The sequence below is a fragment of the Nitrosopumilaceae archaeon AB1(1) genome (genome assembly GCA_033471095.1).
Taxonomy (GTDB): Archaea; Thermoproteota; Nitrososphaeria; order Nitrososphaerales; family Nitrosopumilaceae; genus Nitrosoabyssus; species Nitrosoabyssus spongiisocia.
Map to the genome: position 1 here is coordinate 1,324,570 of CP136752.1, position 19,941 is coordinate 1,344,510.

General features: G+C 35.2%; 20 protein-coding genes and 1 other RNA gene. 14 read left to right on the top strand and 7 right to left on the bottom strand.

The window, feature by feature from the left end; all coding sequences use genetic code 11:
• Positions 1–39: 39 nt before the first annotated feature.
• Positions 40–1,485 (top strand): menaquinone biosynthesis decarboxylase, encoded by a 1,446-nt coding sequence (locus tag R1F52_07510; protein ID WOV92938.1) that lies wholly within the window; start codon positions 40–42, stop codon positions 1,483–1,485.
• Positions 1,486–1,499: 14 nt separating this feature from the next.
• On the opposite strand, the gene mqnC is transcribed toward R1F52_07510, so the two are convergent.
• Positions 1,500–2,606, bottom strand: a complete 1,107-nt coding sequence (gene mqnC / locus R1F52_07515) for a cyclic dehypoxanthinyl futalosine synthase (GenBank protein WOV92939.1) — start codon at positions 2,604–2,606, stop codon at positions 1,500–1,502.
• Positions 2,607–2,878: 272 nt separating this feature from the next.
• Here mqnC and R1F52_07520 point away from each other — a divergent pair, with 272 nt between their 5' ends.
• The 9 genes from R1F52_07520 (at position 2,879) to R1F52_07560 (ending at position 11,700) form a co-directional block, all read left to right on the top strand.
• On the top strand, positions 2,879–3,667 hold the full coding sequence (locus R1F52_07520; GenBank protein WOV92940.1) for a class I fructose-bisphosphate aldolase family protein: 789 nt from the start codon (positions 2,879–2,881) through the stop codon (positions 3,665–3,667).
• Positions 3,654–4,709 carry a 3-dehydroquinate synthase II gene (locus R1F52_07525; protein ID WOV92941.1) on the top strand — a complete coding sequence of 352 codons (1,056 nt, stop codon included), beginning with the start codon at positions 3,654–3,656 and terminating at the stop codon, positions 4,707–4,709. Before R1F52_07520 ends, R1F52_07525 begins: the two co-directional genes overlap by 14 nt.
• Positions 4,706–5,374 (top strand): type I 3-dehydroquinate dehydratase, encoded by a 669-nt coding sequence (locus R1F52_07530; protein ID WOV92942.1) that lies wholly within the window; start codon positions 4,706–4,708, stop codon positions 5,372–5,374. The genes R1F52_07525 and R1F52_07530 overlap by 4 nt, the downstream gene beginning before the upstream one ends.
• Positions 5,375–5,377: 3 nt before the next feature.
• Positions 5,378–6,196 carry a shikimate dehydrogenase gene (aroE, locus tag R1F52_07535; protein WOV92943.1) on the top strand — a complete coding sequence of 273 codons (819 nt, stop codon included), beginning with the start codon at positions 5,378–5,380 and terminating at the stop codon, positions 6,194–6,196.
• A gap of 35 nt (positions 6,197–6,231) precedes the next feature.
• Positions 6,232–7,041 carry a shikimate kinase gene (locus R1F52_07540; protein ID WOV93892.1) on the top strand — a complete coding sequence of 270 codons (810 nt, stop codon included), beginning with the start codon at positions 6,232–6,234 and terminating at the stop codon, positions 7,039–7,041.
• Positions 7,031–8,290, top strand: a complete 1,260-nt coding sequence (gene aroA, locus R1F52_07545; GenBank protein ID WOV92944.1) for a 3-phosphoshikimate 1-carboxyvinyltransferase — start codon at positions 7,031–7,033, stop codon at positions 8,288–8,290. The genes R1F52_07540 and aroA overlap by 11 nt, the downstream gene beginning before the upstream one ends.
• A 260-nt stretch (positions 8,291–8,550) precedes the next feature.
• Complete coding sequence (gene aroC / locus R1F52_07550) at positions 8,551–9,522, top strand: chorismate synthase (GenBank protein ID WOV93893.1); 972 nt, start codon at positions 8,551–8,553, stop codon at positions 9,520–9,522.
• A gap of 1 nt (position 9,523) precedes the next feature.
• The gene (locus R1F52_07555; GenBank protein WOV92945.1) at positions 9,524–10,852 is read left to right on the top strand and encodes an aminotransferase class I/II-fold pyridoxal phosphate-dependent enzyme; all 1,329 of its coding nucleotides are present in this window, start codon (positions 9,524–9,526) and stop codon (positions 10,850–10,852) included.
• On the top strand, positions 10,849–11,700 hold the full coding sequence (locus R1F52_07560) for a prephenate dehydrogenase (GenBank protein WOV92946.1): 852 nt from the start codon (positions 10,849–10,851) through the stop codon (positions 11,698–11,700). Before R1F52_07555 ends, R1F52_07560 begins: the two co-directional genes overlap by 4 nt.
• A gap of 8 nt (positions 11,701–11,708) precedes the next feature.
• Here R1F52_07560 and thiC read toward each other — a convergent pair whose 3' ends face one another.
• On the bottom strand, positions 11,709–13,058 hold the full coding sequence (gene thiC / locus R1F52_07565; GenBank protein WOV92947.1) for a phosphomethylpyrimidine synthase ThiC: 1,350 nt from the start codon (positions 13,056–13,058) through the stop codon (positions 11,709–11,711).
• A 179-nt stretch (positions 13,059–13,237) separates the two neighbouring features.
• Between thiC and thiD the strand changes: the two genes are divergently transcribed.
• From thiD to R1F52_07580, 3 genes are read left to right on the top strand one after another with little or no spacing between them, the layout of a single operon-like run.
• Positions 13,238–14,536: a bifunctional hydroxymethylpyrimidine kinase/phosphomethylpyrimidine kinase gene (gene thiD, locus R1F52_07570; protein ID WOV92948.1), complete on the top strand. Its 1,299-nt coding sequence runs from the start codon at positions 13,238–13,240 to the stop codon at positions 14,534–14,536.
• 42 nt (positions 14,537–14,578) lie between these two features.
• Positions 14,579–15,274, top strand: coding sequence for a nucleotidyltransferase family protein (locus R1F52_07575; GenBank protein WOV92949.1), 696 nt, complete (start codon positions 14,579–14,581; stop codon positions 15,272–15,274).
• A 6-nt stretch (positions 15,275–15,280) separates the two neighbouring features.
• A complete protein-coding gene (locus R1F52_07580) occupies positions 15,281–15,703 on the top strand; it encodes a GNAT family N-acetyltransferase (protein WOV92950.1) in 423 nt (140 codons plus the stop codon).
• Here the strand turns inward: R1F52_07580 and R1F52_07585 are convergent.
• From R1F52_07585 to cofD, 3 genes are read right to left on the bottom strand one after another with little or no spacing between them, the layout of a single operon-like run.
• Positions 15,695–16,141 carry a hypothetical protein gene (locus tag R1F52_07585; GenBank protein ID WOV92951.1) on the bottom strand — a complete coding sequence of 149 codons (447 nt, stop codon included), beginning with the start codon at positions 16,139–16,141 and terminating at the stop codon, positions 15,695–15,697. The genes R1F52_07580 and R1F52_07585 overlap by 9 nt on opposite strands.
• Before the next feature lie 47 nt (positions 16,142–16,188).
• Positions 16,189–16,815, bottom strand: a complete 627-nt coding sequence (gene cofC / locus R1F52_07590) for a 2-phospho-L-lactate guanylyltransferase (GenBank protein ID WOV92952.1) — start codon at positions 16,813–16,815, stop codon at positions 16,189–16,191.
• Position 16,816: 1 nt separating this feature from the next.
• Positions 16,817–17,734, bottom strand: a complete 918-nt coding sequence (gene cofD, locus R1F52_07595) for a 2-phospho-L-lactate transferase (protein ID WOV92953.1) — start codon at positions 17,732–17,734, stop codon at positions 16,817–16,819.
• Between the two features lie 132 nt (positions 17,735–17,866).
• Here cofD and R1F52_07600 point away from each other — a divergent pair, with 132 nt between their 5' ends.
• A complete protein-coding gene (locus R1F52_07600; protein ID WOV92954.1) occupies positions 17,867–19,099 on the top strand; it encodes a hypothetical protein in 1,233 nt (410 codons plus the stop codon).
• 4 nt (positions 19,100–19,103) lie between these two features.
• On the opposite strand, the gene rnpB is transcribed toward R1F52_07600, so the two are convergent.
• Both rnpB and R1F52_07610 read right to left on the bottom strand, forming a co-directional pair.
• Positions 19,104–19,379, bottom strand: an RNA gene (gene rnpB / locus R1F52_07605) — RNase P RNA component.
• Positions 19,380–19,582: 203 nt separating this feature from the next.
• Complete coding sequence (locus R1F52_07610) at positions 19,583–19,882, bottom strand: hypothetical protein (protein ID WOV92955.1); 300 nt, start codon at positions 19,880–19,882, stop codon at positions 19,583–19,585.
• Positions 19,883–19,941 lie beyond the last annotated feature (59 nt).

Below are 19,941 nucleotides of genomic sequence, written 5' to 3' on the forward strand. Positions count from 1 at the left end.
ATAGTTAGGCTTATACTTGAAATAAATTGTTAATATCTCATGACAATAGTGGATTTACACCAATTCATTAAAAAACTCGAAGAGAATAATGAAATTAAAAAAATTTCAACTCAAGTAGATACAGATTTAGAGATTGCAGAGATTTTACGCAGGGTAGTTTATCAAAACGGTCCTGCCATATTATTTGAGAACGTCAAGGGATATGATATGCCAGTTTTGGGTAATGTATTCGGATCCATGAGACGTCTTGAGATTGGACTTGAGACTAGTGACTTTACAGAGATTGGAAATAGAATAGCAGATATGACTAGAATGGACATGCCTACAAATCTATTAGACAAAATTAAAAAACTGCCAGAGCTATCCAAAATGACAGAATCATTTCCAAAATCAGTGAATAGTGGCCCAGTAACAGAAGAGATTATTAAGAATCCAACATTCAGCTCTATGCCTATTATAAAATCATGGCCAGAGGATGCAGGAAAATTCATAACGTTTGGTCTTGTGGCCACAAAACATCCTGAGACAGGGGTTCGAAATCTTGGAGTGTACAGAATTCAGATCATTAATGACACACAAGCATTGATGCATTGGCAGAAACACAAACGCGGTGCACTACATCATGATTTGATAAAGGACAAGGGTGGAAAGATAGAGGCAGCCATAATTATTGGGGGTGAGCCGGCGACAATATTTTCAGGAGTAGCACCAGTGCCAGAAGGATTGGACAAGTATCTGTTTGCAGGAATTGTTCAGAGAACAGGAATCAAGACAGTAAAGTGCAAGACAATTAATCTAGATGTTCCAGCAAATGCTGAGATTGTAATTGAGGGGCATGTAGATCCTAATGATTTACAAGATGAAGGTCCATTCGGAGATCATACAGGATATTATACACCTAAAGAACCATTTCCCACATTTACCATAACAGGAATGATGCAACGTAAAAAACCAATATATCATACCACAGTTGTAGGAAAACCAATTCTAGAAGATGCATTTATTGGCAAAGTAATAGAGAGATCATTTCTTCCATTAATCAAAATGTTTCATCCCGAAGTAGTAGATTATTCAATGCCGCCGGCAGGTTGGTTCCAAGGTATGGCCATCATATCGATAAAAAAAAGATATCCAGGACAGGCAAAAAAAGTAATGATGGGATTATGGGGTATGGGACAATTAGCATTAACAAAAATGTTTGTAGTAGTTGATGACAGTGTAAATGTACACGATATCAATGATGTCATATGGGCAATTACAACACGTTGTGATGCTGCAAGAGATGTCATAATTATTGATAATACACCAACAGATACACTAGATCCTGCATCACCACGGGTAAATCACGGCTCAAAACTTGGAATCGATGCAACACAAAAGACATCTGAGGAAGGCATGCAAAGAGAGATACAAAAAGAAGTCGAAATAGATGAGAAAACAAAAAAACTAGTGGATTCTAGATGGTCAGAGTATAACATATCATAAATGACAAGTCTAAATTATACCACATTGTAAAGATTATCTCGTTCCTGTACAGTATAACCAATTTGATTTATAGAGTGTATTATTTTTTGTGAGGACAGTTCAGTTGAACGTGCGCCGGTACAAGATACCACTTCCTCACCAATCAATGTGCCGCCAAAATCATTTGCCCCATACCTCAAGGCCATCTGTGCCATACCAATTCCATTTGTAAGCCATGAAGATTGGATATGAGGTATTAGACCATCAAACATTATTCTTGACACTGCAATCATTTTAAGTAAAATTGTACCACCGCTACTAGTAATATCAGGATCAACTTGTTGCATAGGGGTATTATTTGGCTCAAAACTCCACGGTATAAACGCCATAAATCCATGTGTCTTTTCTTGTAATTGTATAATTCGATACATGTGTTCTGCAATGTCTGCGTTTGTCTCTACATGACCATACATCATTGTTGCAGATGAAGGAATATCCAACGAGTGGGCCTCATCCATAATTCGAATCCACTCATCAGAGGTAATTTTTTTGGGACTAATGATTTGCTTTACTGAATCAGTCAAAATTTCTGCTCCAGCTCCGGGAAGTGACTGCAGACCTGCATCTTTTAGTCTAGATAAAATCTCAAAGGTAGATGATTTCTCAACACGTGCAATCATGTCAATTTCAGATGTTGATAATGCATGAACTCCTATCTGAGGGAATTTTTCCCTAATGTTTCTAAACACATCCTCATAATACTCTATACCAAGATCAGGATTATGTCCTCCTTGAAATAATACCTGTCGAATCTTAAACATCTCCCATGATAATTTAATTCTAGTCATTATATCATCAAGTGATTCCGTATATGCATCAGAGGCACCAGGGCTTCGATAAAAAGCACAAAATTTACAATCAGTTATACAGACATTTGTATAATTTAAAATTATATTACTAATAAAAGACACATTCATGTCAAACTGTTTTTTGGTAAGATAATTTGCCACCATACCTAAAAGATAGACATCGTCAGATTCTAGCATACGAATACAGTCATCTTGACTAGGTCTACTACCCAACAGTGAGGACTCGAGTATGTCTTGAATGTCGCTAGTATGTATAGATTCAAGAAGGCTCAAAACAATTACCATAAATATGATCAATATTTAATTCTTAATGACAAATGTGGTATTTTAGATGTACAAAAATCCATAGATAAAACATATTTTGAGTTTATTCAGATTTCTAGAGTGAAAAATATGATTAATTATTAATTTTATAATTTGCACACATAATTGCAATCTCAAATATATAAAATAATAGAAATATTCAAGTTGTAATTATATGACAAGTATTCAGTATTAATATTACAAGCAAATAGGTTTTAAATAGGCAATACTCTTGTTACGCTATGGTAAGTGGTAAAGATATCAGAATGAGTAGAATTTTAAAGGATGGTAAGATGTTGTGTATTCCAATGGATCATGGAATATCAAATGGTCCAATTAAGGGATTAGAAAACCCACAACAACTCTTAGACACGTGTCAAGACAAAGGGCTCACTAGCGTTATAGTAAATAAAGGAGTGTTGGCATCTATTAATAGTCCTCTTAAAATTGGAACATTATTACACCTATCTGCAAGTACGTCACTATCAAAATATCCCAACAGAAAAATGATAATTGGAAGCGCACAAGAAGCAGTTGCAATGGGAGCAGATGGAGTATCTTTACATATTAACATTGGAGGTAATGAGGAACCAGAGATGTTGGAACAGTTGGGATTAATGGTAGAGGAATGTCACAAAGTCAGTATGCCATTATTGGCAATGATGTACCCTCGTGGTGAAAATATTACAGACCCGCATGATCCTGAAATTGTAGCACATGTATCACGCATAGGTGCAGAATGTGGTGCAGATATTGTCAAGACAGTATACACAGGGGATATGGATTCATTTGCTAAAATAGTAAAGAGTACACCTGTACCAATAGTCGTCGCAGGAGGGCCTAAAACAGAGACAGATTTAGAATTACTACAGATGACATATCAGATAATGCGTGCCGGTGGAGCAGGAGTCACATATGGCAGAAACATATTTGCTCACGAACACCCTGACAGAATAGTCGAGGCACTAGCTGATGTAATATTTCACAACAGATCTCCAGATGAGGCGTTGAATAGAATTGAACAAGGGTAGAGAATTAATCATAGAACCACGAGGATCAAGGGAGAGTATAATCAAACTGCTCGCACTACTCAAAAAGGAGGGAATAGGCATGGTCCACACAAATCCAAAGAATGTCTCAGGTTCACAATTGAAAACAATGCATACATCACGAAATTCAGATTATGTAATTATTAAAGAGGGAGAGACCATACCACGTAAAAAAAAAATAGGCAGATACTTTCTTGTAACATCAAACAAAGACATTGATAAAATATTTCGCGCTGCAAGCAAGGGGCTTGATTTTGTTTTAATAGAAGTTAAGGATTGGAAGATCATCCCACTAGAGAATATCATTGCCAAACTACACAATATTCATACAAAAATATTTGCACGTGCCCACACAGTAGCAGAAGTCAGAAAAATGTTTTCAATTTTAGATATCGGTGTTGATGGAGTGATATTTGCAACATCTTCAATTAATCATGTTCAAGAAGCAATGTTATATCTAGGTACAAAAAACATGCGTCTTGTAAAGTCAAAGATTACAGATATCAAAGAGGTTGGAGATGGAGAACGTGTTTGTGTGGATACTGCATCCATACTTAAAAAGGGAGAAGGAATGTTGGTTGGAAACAAATCAAATTTTTTGTTTCTAGTACACAATGAATCAGTTGGCTCATCATTTACATCGCCCAGACCATTCAGGGTAAACGCCGGTGCCGTACACTGCTACACACTATCCCCTGACGGTACTACGAAATATCTCTCAGAAATTGAGTCCGGAGAGGAGGTAATTATTTTAGGCACTAGTGGAAATGCACGCAGAGTAACTGTTGGTAGAAGCAAGATTGAGCGCAGACCAATGCTTATGATAAAATCAGTGACAGAAGATGGAGAACACGGTGGAATTATAGTCCAGGATGCAGAGACCATACGATTTGTAAAACCAAATGGCAAGCTAGTATCAGTCACACATTTGAGAAAAGGAGACAGTGTTTTAGTTTATTCAAAACAATCTACAGGTAGACACTTTGGAATGGAAGTTTCTGACGAATACATACTAGAGAAATGACTAGTTTGAACACTTGTGTATCCATCGCGGTCAAATCTAAAAAAAAACTTTACAACGATACCATTACTTGTTTAAAAAAATCAAAATATGTGGAATTAAGATTAGATCATCTTCCACCAAAAGATGTTCAGATCATACTAGAAGAGTTGGGACCCAAGTTGTCAAGATGTATCTGTACACTACGACCAAAACGTGAAGGGGGTAATTTCACACAGAGTGAAAAAAAGAGAGTAGAACTGTTAAAAATTATTATTGGTTTTAAACCATATTTAGTAGATATTGAATACAACACACTCAATAATTATACATCATTATACACACTGGCAAAAAAATCAAACATACTAGTATCATGGCATGATTTTAAAAAAACTCCAAGTGTATCATTATTAAACAAGAGACTAGACAGTATGCAAAAAATGTCAAAAAATATCAAGATTGTTACAATGTGTACCAAACCAATTGATGCGTCATTAATCATATCATTATATGGCAAAGTAAAAGCAGATACAAAATTAGTAGCGTTTGGCATGGGCTCAATGGGCAGAATATCCAGACTGTTATGCCTATATTTGGGAAGCCCATTTACATATGTAAGTTTAGGCAAAGCGGTGGCACCGGGTCAATTCAGTCTAGCAGAGATTATACCGCTTTTAAAGAGGAGATGAGTATTGGTCAAAACATATGCAGTTATCGGTGATCCCATTAATCACTCATTATCACCGACGATTCACAATGCAGTATTCAGAGACAAAGACATGGATTGCACATACATTGCATATAGAATTCCAAGAGATGAATTAGTAGAAGGAATTAATTCATTGAAAAAAATTAACATATCTGGATTCAATGTTACCATTCCTCACAAAATACAGATGGTAAAATATCTCGATGTGATGGATGAAAATTGTACTATAACTGGCGCGTGTAATACAGTATTGAATAAAGACGGTACCCTGAAAGGGTATAATACAGATGTGGCAGGATTTATGGAACCAATATACAGACGCAATATATCAGTAAAGGGAATGTCTATTTTATTATTGGGTGCAGGAGGCGCTGCCAGAGCAGTTGTGGTAGGATTAAAAAAAGAGTCTGTTGGAAAGATTTGTATTGCAAATCGCACAGAACAGAGGGCAAAAGAGTTGGCAGATTTTGCATCAAAATTTGGTGTAGAGACTGAGATTCGTACACTAAATAATGTATCAGGTATTGGATTCGATATGATCATAAACTCAACATCTCTTGGGTTAGCAGATGAGGTCATACCAATATCAAATGATACAATACAGAGTAGTAGTATAATTTATGATTTGGTATACAAGCCAATCAACACTGATTTTATAAAAAAAGCCAAAGAATCCAAGGCAAAAATAATTTATGGTTATGAAATGCTACTAGGTCAGGCAACACGTGCATTTGAAATTTGGCACGGTATCAAAGCACCATATGATATAATGAAGAGATCAATACTTGGTGTTCAGCCCTGATTCGTGTAAAGAGTGTTGTACACGGAACTGTATCCATCGTAAATGCGATTGCTACAAAAAAAGGCTCAACTCTGGGCATCGCATTGAAGACAACCGTAATACTAGAGGTACAGGAAGGAGAGGGTTTGAGCATCACATCTGAGAATAAAACAATTAGTTCACGTCTAATTACTAAAACTGTTCAAAGGGCAGTGTTGAGAAATAAACTAGATAACAATCACATACATTTGGATATAAAATCAAATATTCCAACAGGGTATGGATTGAAAAGTTCAAGTTCCATCTCATCGGCCGTATCCATGGCATGTCACAAGGCATTTGATAAAAAAACAACCGATGAAAAAATACTAAACGACGGAGTGCTAGCCTCAAAGGATGCCAAAGTGAGCATAACAGGTGGATTCGATGATGCTTGTGGATGTTATTATGGAGGATTTGTGGCAACAGATAATGCAAGAATGATTACAACAAAAAGGGAGAAGTGTAAAAACGATTTTGCAGTAATTTTAATTCCCAAAACAAGGCGTAAGAATCCTAAAAAACTCGTTCAGGTCAGACCAGCTCTGCGACAAGCATGGAGTCTTGCAAATAAAGGTGACTGGTATAATGCCATGATTTTAAATGGTTTAGCAGTGTCTGGAATTTTAGGAGTAGAATCAAATATAATTACAGAGTTGTTACAAGCAGGTGCTCTTGGAGCATCCATATCTGGAAACGGACCGTCGGTTGCAGCAATATCTAAAAAAAGTAGTATACCTAAAATTAAAAAAATATTTCAAAGGTATGAAGGAAGAATTTTAGTATCGGCGTTAAATAATACAAAGGCAAGAGCATATGAACTGTAGTGTTGGAAAGAGTAAACTTTATGGCAATTTAACATGCCCCACAAACAAGAGTTATACGCACAGAGCCATATTTATGGCATCATTATCTGATGGGAAAAGTATAATTCAGAATCCTTTACTATCACAAGATACCATTGCAACAATAGAGGCATGTAAGGTATTTGGAGTAAATATTCAAGAGTCAGATAGTGATTTAATTATTAAAAATTCTATTACATCCACAGTGCACGCCGCTGTAATTGACGCTGAAAATTCCGGTACAACAATCAGGATAGCTGCCTCCATTGCAAGTCTAATCGATGGAAAATCAGTCTTATCTGGTGATCAAAGTCTCAAAAAACGACCAATGAAACCACTACTCGATGCGCTCGAATCAATTGGCGCAAAGTGTACGTCAGATGATGGTAAACCTCCCATCACAGTTACTGGAAAAGTACTAGGCGGATCAGTCAAGATACAGGGGGATATTTCTAGTCAATTCATAACATCTCTATTAATAATAGGCGCAAGAACACAAAAGGGATTAACAATACAAGTGAAAGGAGAACTAGTATCAAGACCATATCTAGATATGACGATATCTATGATGAAAAAATTCGGAGTTGATGTTGATGTGATAGAGCCATTTAAAAAATATCACATCCCTGCACAGATGTATAAACCAACTACACTTGTCATTCCATCAGATTTCTCAAGTCTTGCAATATTATTAGCTGCTGCCGTACTTTTAGGAGACAAACTCACAATAAATATCAAAATGGGAGGTACACCACACGGCGATGAGGCATTTATAGATATGTTGGAGAGATTGGGGGCAGATATTGTTCTAGTAAATGATACAATTACTACTGCATCACCAAAATTATTCCAAGGAGGAACGTTTGATTTAGGAGATACGCCGGATTTATTACCTGCGTTAGCAATATTGGCATTAAAGAGTACAAAACCAATAAAAATCAAAAACGTAAAACATGCCAGATTTAAAGAGACAGATAGAATAGCAGTTTTATCAAGTGAGCTTGCAAAAATTGGACTAATCATAAAGGAGAGCGAGGACGGTATGACTCTGGAAAAAGGTGATCTGCACGGAGCACATTTGGATGCAAAAGGAGATCATAGATTATTCATGGTATTCTGTATTGCAGGTATGTATATTGGAGACTGTACGGTATCAGACCCAGAGTCAGTTGGAGTGTCATATCCAGAATTCATCTCAGATATGAAAAAAGTTGGTGGAGAGATTAATTAATTCACATGTTTTATTGTAAAAATCAACAAGATATCAAAAATTATGGGAGATGAACTAAATGATAGATGCAACATTGTGAATAGGCACGATATAATTATTCACAAACAATTTTTAAACATGATTATACACAAGAAAATAGGTTGTCATCGAATTCTTTAGGACGTAAATTAATTTTAACTAGTTTTGGAGAGAGTCACGGCAAATGTATTGGAACCGTATTAAACGGGTGTCCTGCAGGACTTGAGTGAAGTGAAAAAGACATACAACCCATGTTAGATCTTCGCAGACCAGGGCAATCTGCAATAACCACACAAAGAAAAGAAAAAGATATCGTAGAAATAATATCAGGTGTATTCAGAGGATATACCACAGGCGCTCCAATTACAATGATAATTTGGAACAAGGATAAAAAATCAAAAGATTATGATAATTTGCAAAATAATCTACGACCAGGTCACGCAGACTATCCTGCTATGATAAAATATAAAAAATTTAATGACTATCGTGGTGGTGGAAGATTCTCTGGCAGACTCACAGCAACTCATGTAATGGGAGGGGCAGTTGCAAGAAAATTATTACAAGAGATATCCATAAAGGTATATTCTTACACAACACAAATTGGCAAGACACAGATAAGATCCACACCATTAATAATCACACCAAAAATGATATTCAGCAATGATACTCGATGTCCCAACAAGGCAGACGCAAAAAAAATGTATCAAGAAATCATATCTGCACGAAAGAGCGGAGATACGCTGGGTGGAATAATTGAATCAGTTACGACTGATCTGCCAGTTGGAATGGGAGAACCCATATTTGGATCTCTTGAATCAGAACTAAGTGCAGCAATTTATTCAATACCATCAGTTAAAGGAGTAGAATTCGGATCAGGTTTTGACGGTTCAGAGAAAAGGGGGACCGAAAATAATGATTTATACATTAAAAAAGGCAAAAACATCAAAACTAGTACAAATAATTCAGGAGGCATACTTGGAGGACTTTCCATTGGAATGCCTCTTAAAATGAGAATAGCTTTCAAACCAGTCTCCTCTGTAGCACAAAAGCAAAAGACCGTCAATATAAAAACTGGTAAATCTGCAACACTACACATCAAGGGACGACACGATCCATGTGTAGTTCCAAGAGCAGTACCGGTCGTAGATGCTCTCGTATCACTAGTACTTGCAGATCATGCATTAATTGGTGGTTTCATTAAACAGGTACTATAACATGGAAGATATAGATTCAATTCGTAATGAAATTGACAAAATTACACAAGAGATGATTATTTTATTTAAAAAACGCCTAGAATTATCACAGAAGATAGGTATTGCAAAGAAAGATGTAGGAAGAAAAATCATTGATAAAACCAGAGAAGAGCAATTATTCAATAAAATGCAGATACTAGTCAGTGAAATTGGTTTAAATAAAGCAAGTGCTGGAAGGTTTGTTAATTTTTTGATTAATGAATCAGTAAGAGTACAATCAATTAAGAATAATGCACATTTGTCAATATTTTACAAAGCAAAAGAGATGGAAAAAAATGGTAAAGATATGATACACATGGAGATAGGTGAGCCAGATTTTATGGCGCCCAAATCATTACAAAATGCATTATCGGATGCATACAAATTAGGATTCACAAAATATGGTATGCCTCAAGGAGATCAAACATTACTTGAAGAATTGGCAAAAAAGCACAAAGTCATGCCAGAGAATATAATAATTACTCATGGGGGAAGATTCGCAGTATTTGCCGCAATCACTACTCTGTTAGTTCCTGGCGATGAGGTAATAATTATAGAACCGGCATGGTCTGCATACAGACAATGCGCAGAATTTGCAGGTGTTAAAACTAAAATAATAAAGACGAGTATTGAGGAGTGTTGGGAGCCATCATTAGATGACATAAGAAAAGCGACAAGTATCAATACAAAGATGATAATACTAAACTATCCAAACAATCCAACAGGTAAGATTCTCTCAAACACAACTCTAGACAGTATAGTTAATTTAGCAAAAGAAAATGATTGGTATATACTCAGTGATGAGGTTTACTCTACATATACATACACTGCTTTTAAAAGTATACTAGAATATAATTATGAGAAAGGTATCGTTGTAAATTCATTTTCAAAATCTCACGCAATGACCGGATTTCGAATTGGGTATGCAATAACACATAAAGACATAATACAAAAAATGGTAAAACTACAAGCATTATGTATCACGAGTGTGTCAGAGCCAATTCAATACGCAGCAATTAATGCAATAAATCAAGATACAAGTAACAACCCTAAAATAATTAAAAATCGAATGAATGAAATAATCAAAATTGCTAAAAAAGCAAATTTGAAATTCACCGTTCCAGATGGAGCCATGTATTTATTTTTAGACATGGGAAGAAATGGTTCAGAATTGGCCAACTCTTTGCTTGAAAAAGGTTTAGCAGTAGCACCCGGAGAGGGATTTGGAGAATATACGAATTTTGTGAGGATATCACTGTGCTCAGATGTAAAGGAACTAATATCAGGCATGAAAATGTTAATTGAAATATGAAAAAAATCACAGTAATTGGAGCAGGGGGAAGAATGGGTAAATGGTTTGTAAGGTATTTCCTCAAGACGAAAAAATACACCGTCACAGGATTTGATTCTCAAAATAAAGTCAGTATCAAAGATTGTATAGTTGGAAAGTCACTTGTAAGTTCAATTTTAAGTGCAGATTTTGTATTTTTATGTACGCCAATAAGACAGACAGCTGAGGTCATAAGACTCATATCTAAAGAGATGAAACGAGACGCATTCATTATTGACATTGCATCGGAGAAAACAAAAACATCATCAGCCCTATCTAAAATCCCATTAAAGATTAACCCAATTTGTATTCACCCAATGTTCGGACCCGGAACACAGAAAGTTAACGGACAAAATATTATCATAATACCAATTAAAGATGCAAAAAAAGAGTTGACAGTAGTCAAATCATTATTTGCAGGGGCAAACTTTGTAACTACAAATGCACATGAACACGATAAAAAAATTGGATTAATACTTGGTCTTACACATACAATTAATCTAATACTAGGAAGCATAATTACTAAAGATGAAAAACTTCAACTCATTGAGAAAATGTCAGGTACTACATTCAAGGCACATCGAGTACTAGTAGATGGTCTAACTTCTGAATCACCAGAGATGATTGAAAGCATTATGTTAAATCCAGAAATGCGCAGATATGCTGAAGAATTTTGGAAGGAATTAGGCAGAGTTTTGACCATAATTCAAGAAAACAAGACAGACGAATTGTTAGATTATATCAAAAAATGTCAAAATGACATAGCAGATCATACAGATACGGCAAAAGCATCAAAAAAACTATCTAGTATGACAAGTAGTATAAAATAAATCACATATTACTCTAGCAATACATCAGATTTAGAAGAGATGTTGTCATGTTTAGTAGACGGAGTAGATTTTCTTTGTTGTGGTAGCATAATGTATACACATGCGCCACCACACATTGTACATGGAACATTATTCCCAGGATGTTGTCCAGTTCTTGCATGAATTCTAGCTGCAGCTTCAGGATCAATAGAGAGTGCCAATTGTTTTTCCCAATCAAGTGTTCTACGTGCAAGAGTCATGGCAGCATCCCATTTGATTGATTTCTCACGTAGTTTGACAAGATCACCGGCATGAGCTGCTATTCTATAAGCAATTAACCCTGCTTTGACATCCTCCACATTAGGTAGTGCCAGATGTTCAGATGGTGTAAGATAACACAATAGATCAACCCCCTCACTTGCAGATACGGCAGCTCCTATTGCACTTGCAATATGATCATGACCAGATGCAATATCAGTTACTAGTGGACCCAATACATAATATGGAACATTACCAATCAAAGACTTTGCAAGACGGACATTGGCTGCAACTTCATTCAGCGGTACATGACCTGGACCTTCCACCATGACTTGTACATCACTTTTGTGTGCAATTTTTACTAGTCTGGCAATATTGATCATCTCTTGTACCTGTAGCTCATCGTGTGAATCCAAGATAGAGCCTGGTCTTAACGCATCTCCAAGACTAAAGGTAACATCATATTTTTTTGCCAACTCTACCAAATAATCAAAATGCTCGAAATATGGATTTTCTTTATCATTTTTCAACATCCATGCCGCAGTAATTGTCCCACCTTTACTTACCACGCCACCATGTCTGTTCACCTGTAAAATACGCTTTGCAATATCTTTAGTAATTCCAGAATGAATGGTGGTATAATCGACACCGTCTTTGACATTATTCTCAAACGCATGTAAAAAATCATCTTCAGACATTTCAGTAGGGGCCTTTCTGGATTGTACGGCCTTGTTGTATGCCTCATAAATTGGAACAGTGCCAAAAGTAATTGGTGCGTTACTCAACAATACACGTCTGATACTTGCAATATCGCCACCATCACTCAAATCCATTATGGTATCAGCATGATACTTTACAGCAATCTTTGCTTTTTCAACCTCACTTTCTTGATCTATGTTTAAAGTAGATGTACCAATGTTTACATTTACCTTGGTCTTTAATCCCTTGCCGATCCCCACATTGTGAATATCTTCCTTTCGTACATTATTACTTGGAATTATTATAGAACCATCGGCTATTCTAGAGCAGAGCCAATTTGTAGAGACATCTTCATCTTTGGCAACCTGTTTCATCTCATTAGTAATTATGCCACGTCTAGCTTGACTCATTTGTGTAGTCATATAAGGAGAGTTGATGCATAGTATCATTTAAACACTAATGTTATGTAGTCATTCAGGTTTTATTTTAACATCAATACAGACAGCTGAAAATCTTGTCCAATGTAAAAACACATGTCACATAATCAAAATTCATCAAGAGAATTTAACATTTAATATTACGAATATTATGTATAATTACCATGAACATACTAGTTGTAGGTGGCTCAGACACTTCATCGGCTTCAGGAATACAGGGGGATGTCAAGGTATTAGCAGAACTCGGAGTGTATAGCCCATCCATAATTACAGCGGTCACATCTCAGAACACCGTTAATTATCACTCTACACATGCATTATCAAAGCAAGTAATCGGGGACCAATTTCACTCCATACTGAGTGATTTTAAAATTGATGCAGTAAAGATAGGTATGGTGTATAATTCAGAGATTATACAACAGATACACTCAGAGATAAAAGATTTAGATGCTCACATCATACTAGATCCTGTAGTAAAATCCACCACTCAAGGAGAATTGATTAAAAGTGAGGCCATTAATCATTATAAAAAATTACTACTACCCTTGGCACATTCAATCACACCGAATGTGTATGAGGCATCAATCTTGACTGGTTTAAAATTACAAACAAAACAAAACGTCAGACAAGCAGCCCAATTAATTCTAAAAATGGGTGTAAAACATGTAATAATAACAGGAAATGAGTTTGAGGCAGATACAGTATCGGATTTAATCGCCTGGAAGAATAATGAAAAAATATTATCAAGTAGAAAAATAAACACAGAAAATAGAGGCGGGGGATGTCGATTTGCCTGTGCACTTGCCACACAATTAGTAAAGGGATGTGAAATTATAAGTGCTGTAAAATTTGCACAAAAATTTACCATTTCATCAATTAAACATGCGCAAAAATATACAAACGGTACAAGTATAGTAGAATCACCATCTAATAATCATGTAAAATTATCACTTGCAATTGAGGATTTCCTCAATATTAATCACGTATCAGAAATAATACCAGAGTGTCAGACAAACTTTGTCTATTCAAAAAATAACCCAAAATCGATATCAGACATACTTGGCATAAATGGCAGAATAGTCAAAACAGGGGATACAGTCATGTGTGCAGGAGAGTTGATGTATGGATCATCAAAGCATGTTGCATCAGCAGTACTGGCAATGATGAAAAAATTCAAAGATGAAAGATCTGCTGTGAATATAAAATTCAGCGAGGAGATTATAATTCGTGCAAAAAACGCCGGTCTAATAGTTGCAAAATATGACAGAAAACTCGAACCGGCAGACAAGAGAATGAAAGAAAATAATACAATATTTTGGGGAACAACAAATGCAATTAAACATGCACAAGAGGCACCAGAACTAATATATCACATGGGGGATTATGGTAAAGAGCCCATGATATTAATTTTTGCAACAGAACCGTACAAAGTAATTTCAAAGATCAACAAACTAGTATTATGATTTTGTTAAATAATATAAATACTACAACGAGTAATTAATCGTATGAAAGCAGTTATACTTGCAGGAGGGCTTGGGACTAGACTGTTACCGTACACTACTATTATACCAAAACCAATGTTTCCATTAGGAGGCAGGCCAGTGTTGGGGCATTTAATAGAATGGTGTAAAAAAAATAAAATAAAATCCATAGTATTGTGTACAAGTTATTTGGGAAAAACTATTGAGAATTATTTTAAAGACGGTAGTGAATTTGGGGTAGATATCCAATACGCAGTGTCGAATAAACCATTATCTACTGCAGGACAATTAAAGTCTGCACAAAAGTATCTTGAGGACACGTTTGTGTGTATGTATGGGGATTCCATTTATGGGTTTGATTTAGCAAAAATGATCTCACAGCACAAAAAAACTAGAGCGTTTGTAACAATGAGTCTTTTTGAACATAAAACAGATTTACAGTATGGGGTGATAGATACGAAAAACGGTCTTGTGACAGACTGGGCAGAGAAACCAACCATAAAATCAAATATCAATATGGGGTGCTATGTACTGAATTATGATTTACTAGACATGATACCGGCAGGTAAAAAATATGATATGAATATTGTGATAAAAAGGGCAATAAATTCAAAAAAAAAGATATCTAGTTTTATGATAAAAAAAGGCTTTTTAGATATAGGAGATATAGAGTCTTACAGAAAAGCTCAAAGTGTATTTGAAAAAAAGACAAAAAGGTAGATCTAGTTGGAGCAGTGTATAATCAGAAAAATCAAACTGACAGATATTGAAAATGGGTTATTAGATATATTAAAAATTCACAATGGGGAGAAGACAAATCTAAGCAATACACTAATGAAGATTATCAATAATCTAAATCATATAATTTTGGTGGCCGAATTGAATAATACCATAATAGGATGTATAACATTATTCATTGAAACAAAATTTATTCACAATGGAGGACTGGTATGCCACATTGAAGATATTTACACAAAAGATTCAAGATCAGAGACTAGTATCACATTGATTAAAGAGGCATTAAAGATTTCCAAAAAGTATGGTTGTTACAAGTCGATACTTGATTGCAGTGATGCGTCAAATTCTTTTTATGAAAAACTTGGATTTAAAAAATTTGCCAATAGCATGAAAATTGAATATTCACAATAAATCTTTTTTTGGAAGTCTATGTTTAATCTTCAGTAACGATACACCTGTAATAATAACAGGTATTGCTATAATCATGAATAGTATAGGAAGTATCAGAGTAAAGCCGTCAAGATACTGTGGATCAATTTTATCTAAAAGCGTAAAACAGTAATACATTCCTAAAAATAATATAGATCCGCCGACGATAATAATAGAACCAATTGATTTAGAACCATATCTTTTTGACATTATAAATGACACACCTGTGAGAATTAACCCCGGAGCCGAACCAATAGATATGAATTGTAGTATTTTAGCCGAAGTATCAAATCCTATCAATAATTGTAAAACATTATCGGTTTCTGATTCAATCATAAAATGAAACAAAGAAGCAATTTCACCAACAAACATTGCAAATAGAGCCATACCTGCAAGAGCGATATATCTTTCAACTGCCATGAATAATCTTTAATTGTTTAGTAAATAATTGTAAGCATTACTACACACTAGGATATTATCTCTAACAATATTTTGTTAAAATCAGGTTTTGTGTTGAGATTTAAAACATGTAAAATATCTAAATCAGTATCTATGTCAATCATGATTCTGTCACAGTATAACACATTACTGTATTTTGTGTTTAGTCTACCAGAGTCTAGGTGAGTTTTAAAACCTCCCATATCATACAAGGGTGGAATGACTCTACACGGAGTTCTAATTAACGCGTTTGTTCCATCAAATTGTCTAGATGGTACAATCAAAACGGATTCGGGTTTGATGAATTGTGTTAAAAAATCCAAATCTTCAGTTTGAATTAATGGAATATCTTGCGGTAAAACTATAGATGTGGAACAGTTTTTCTTTCTCAAGTATTCATCGGCCTGTTTTATCGCATCATTTACACCAGAATCGGTTTCCATTCTTATCTCTGTCACATTAAATTTCTCCCCAATACTCAAAGCATTAGAATCTGCAGTTACTAGCAATATATCATCAATTTTATCAGACGAATCAATTGTCCCAAGAACCTCTTTTAGCATCAATTCAGATAATTGTATCTTTTGACTAGTGCTCAGAGTTAAACGACTTTTAGCGTGTGAAAATGTTTTTACCGGTACAATAGCAGATAACAAGTCAGATACATTGTTTGGTGATAAATGACGCTAATTTTTGTTCTGCACTTGGTGTATTCATTATAATTTTAGTATGAAGCACATCCATATCTAAATCATTAATCTTCGAGGTAAGTGATTTATCTTTGGTATCAATAATTATGGTTTTACACACATTAGAATACATACGTGCTAAACCATAGGATGAGACATCTATACCTGCAGATTTCATGTAATCACCTGCAGGTCCACTAATAGCAGAATTGCCAATTAATGGGCTTATTGCAACAACACGTTTTCTAATTTTAGAGAGCTCTTTTTGTATTCCCTTGATTTGAAGTATTGGACCAATACTAGTAAGAGGGTTTGCAGGTGCAATTATTACTAGTTCTGAATCGTGTAGTGCATTAATCACATTTGGGTTTGGACGTGCCTTGTCTATTCCCATATAATCAATACCTATTATTTTGTCTTTACCTCTATACTTTACCCAATATTCTTGTAGATGCATCTCACCTTTTTCAGTATTAATTCTAGTTTCAATTACATTATCAGTAACAGGCATTATATTTACATTCACAGCAAATTTTTCACACATCCAACGAGTAATATCAGTAAGGTTTTTTCCATCTTTTAGCATATTAGTTCTAATCAAATGTGTTGCAGTATCGCGATCACCAATTCGGAACCAACTATCTTCTCCAAATATTTCCATTTGGCGTATAAAATTAAAAGTATCTTTTTTAATTCCCCAACCACGTTCTGTATCAAGCAGATCTGCCATACCATACATAACCGTGTCAATATCAGGACAAATATACATACCATACAACCAATAATTATCACCAACATTTGAAATCACATTTACCTTATTTTCTACAGACGCAATTCCACGAATTATTTTAACAGAGCCAGTACCGCCAGCAAGAATTGTTATCATTTTAATAATTGATCAAACACTACTCATTATATAATCCATTACTACTCGAATTGCTCACAATATACAAATATTATTTTTGACAGAATAATATCAAGTAAAGGTTTATTAGATTAACATAAATTTTTAAATTCTGTGTTTAAACAGCTTGGAATATTTTCAACACTGTTAATCATAATTTCTATGAGTATGACACCTGTTTTTGGAGCACAGTTTTCCACTAGTATAGAACCTCTAGAGAATAGTGCACCATTTAAAGTAACATTCCAAAGAACATTATTCTTTTTGTATGAAGAGGGTGGTATTTGGACTAGTCTACAATCTCAGAATTGGGATACACAGATAATCGCAGATTACAGTGATCCCAAAGTAAGAGAATTGGGTCAAAAAATCACACAAAATATCCAAAGAGATGGAAGTAGTGTCAAAATTAATGATTTAACTGTAACGTATTCAGCACTAGCTACAGGTCGCGCATCGGCACTATCCATAGATTATAAAATTATTTTAACAGGAACGATAACTGATCATATAATAAGAGAAGAACAGGGAGCAGATATTCCAGCTTTGATTGATCTTGCGTGGCGTGGAATTTCAATTGACGAATCGGTAGTAATTAATGATTTAGAGATAAATTTACCAAAATCAGTTATTGAAAAAAATATACCAAATATCTATGCCACTATTAATAATGAAGATGCATTAGAGATCCTATCTACACCGCTAATTAATTCAGATGATGTTAAAAATCAACCACTTACAAATTGGCATAAATTATTTGATGCGACAGGAATTAACGTCGATGCTCAACGAGCTGGTTTATCTGATGAAATTTTGGGCAAAGTTTTCACAAAATTCACAATGGGTGAAAGTAGTTTTAGAGAAGGCAGACAGGTAGAAAAGATAATCGAGGCAGTATTTACACTAGACAAAGAATATGCAGTTAAATCAGTAGAGTCAGCTAGTACTGCAGAGATAACACTATTGGGATTTGCAATTCCCACATTAATAGAGAATACTGAGGCAATAGGGGTAAGTAAAGATGTCTCTAATGACAAAGGAGATACATCTACAGGTGAATTTCCAATAGCAATCATTTATGGTATGGCAGGAATGGCAGGGATAGGAGCAATAGGTATTCTTTTCATTAGTAGTAGAAAATTAAAGAAAGAGGGGAGTGAACAAACAGGAATTGACCCACGCGATCTACAAGGATTTCAAACTAGCTCATCTTCTGGCAGCTATCAAACGAATAGAGGAGAGGCACAATTGAGAGACGAATCAGAGTATCAACAACACAAAAGTGTGTATACAGAGGACAAACCTAAAAATTCCAATCGCGGCACAATGCCAAAAGGTTGGGATTAATAGCGTGTGCTGGTCGTAACCCTCCTTTTGTTTTAACGATATTTCGCTATGCGGTCTACCCAAGTCTTTAGTGTAGGAGTTTAACTTTGTTTGACCTTGCTCTATGTGGGACAGATATTTCATTCTTTAATGGAAACCTCAGGTTTTGCCATCACAGTTTACCAAATCAGATAATTTTCTGTTCTGTTACCGATCATCTCTGATCACTCATCACTGAATCACACACCTACAAGAGGGAGGAGTTTCCTCTGCCGTAGCAGCGTGTCGTTCACCAGCTCACGCATAATTACAAACAGATATGTATAATTTTAACATTACGATACATCCTGTAAATTGTAAGATTAGATGTTTCTACAACATAAACTTGAATTGACGGACAATGTACAATATTATATAATCAAGGTATAATACAATACTCGATAAAATCACACCCATAGAATCAAAAATAGTATGAATCAACAAGTAGAAAAGTTATGAAAATAATCAGAGATTTAATGGAATGACATCTAGATCATTTTTGGACACACCTTTCCACAGACCAACCATACCCTCCGGTTCTACATCTACAACATTTGTGATTTGCTGAATTTTTATTGTATCTGGATTTGGAGGCATCCACAACATGGCCATATAGTCACCTACAGAGCCAACCACATTTGGAGATGCATCAGTAATTTTTCCCTCAGAGAACCCACCACTAACTAAAGATTGTATCGCTTTATCACGAAGATCCCCTCTACCATGAGTAAAGAGATAAACGGTTTTAGATGAATCTACATCCATGACTACAACATTAAGAGTTTGGATATAAATGATTCAATTTAACACAAACATACAGATCT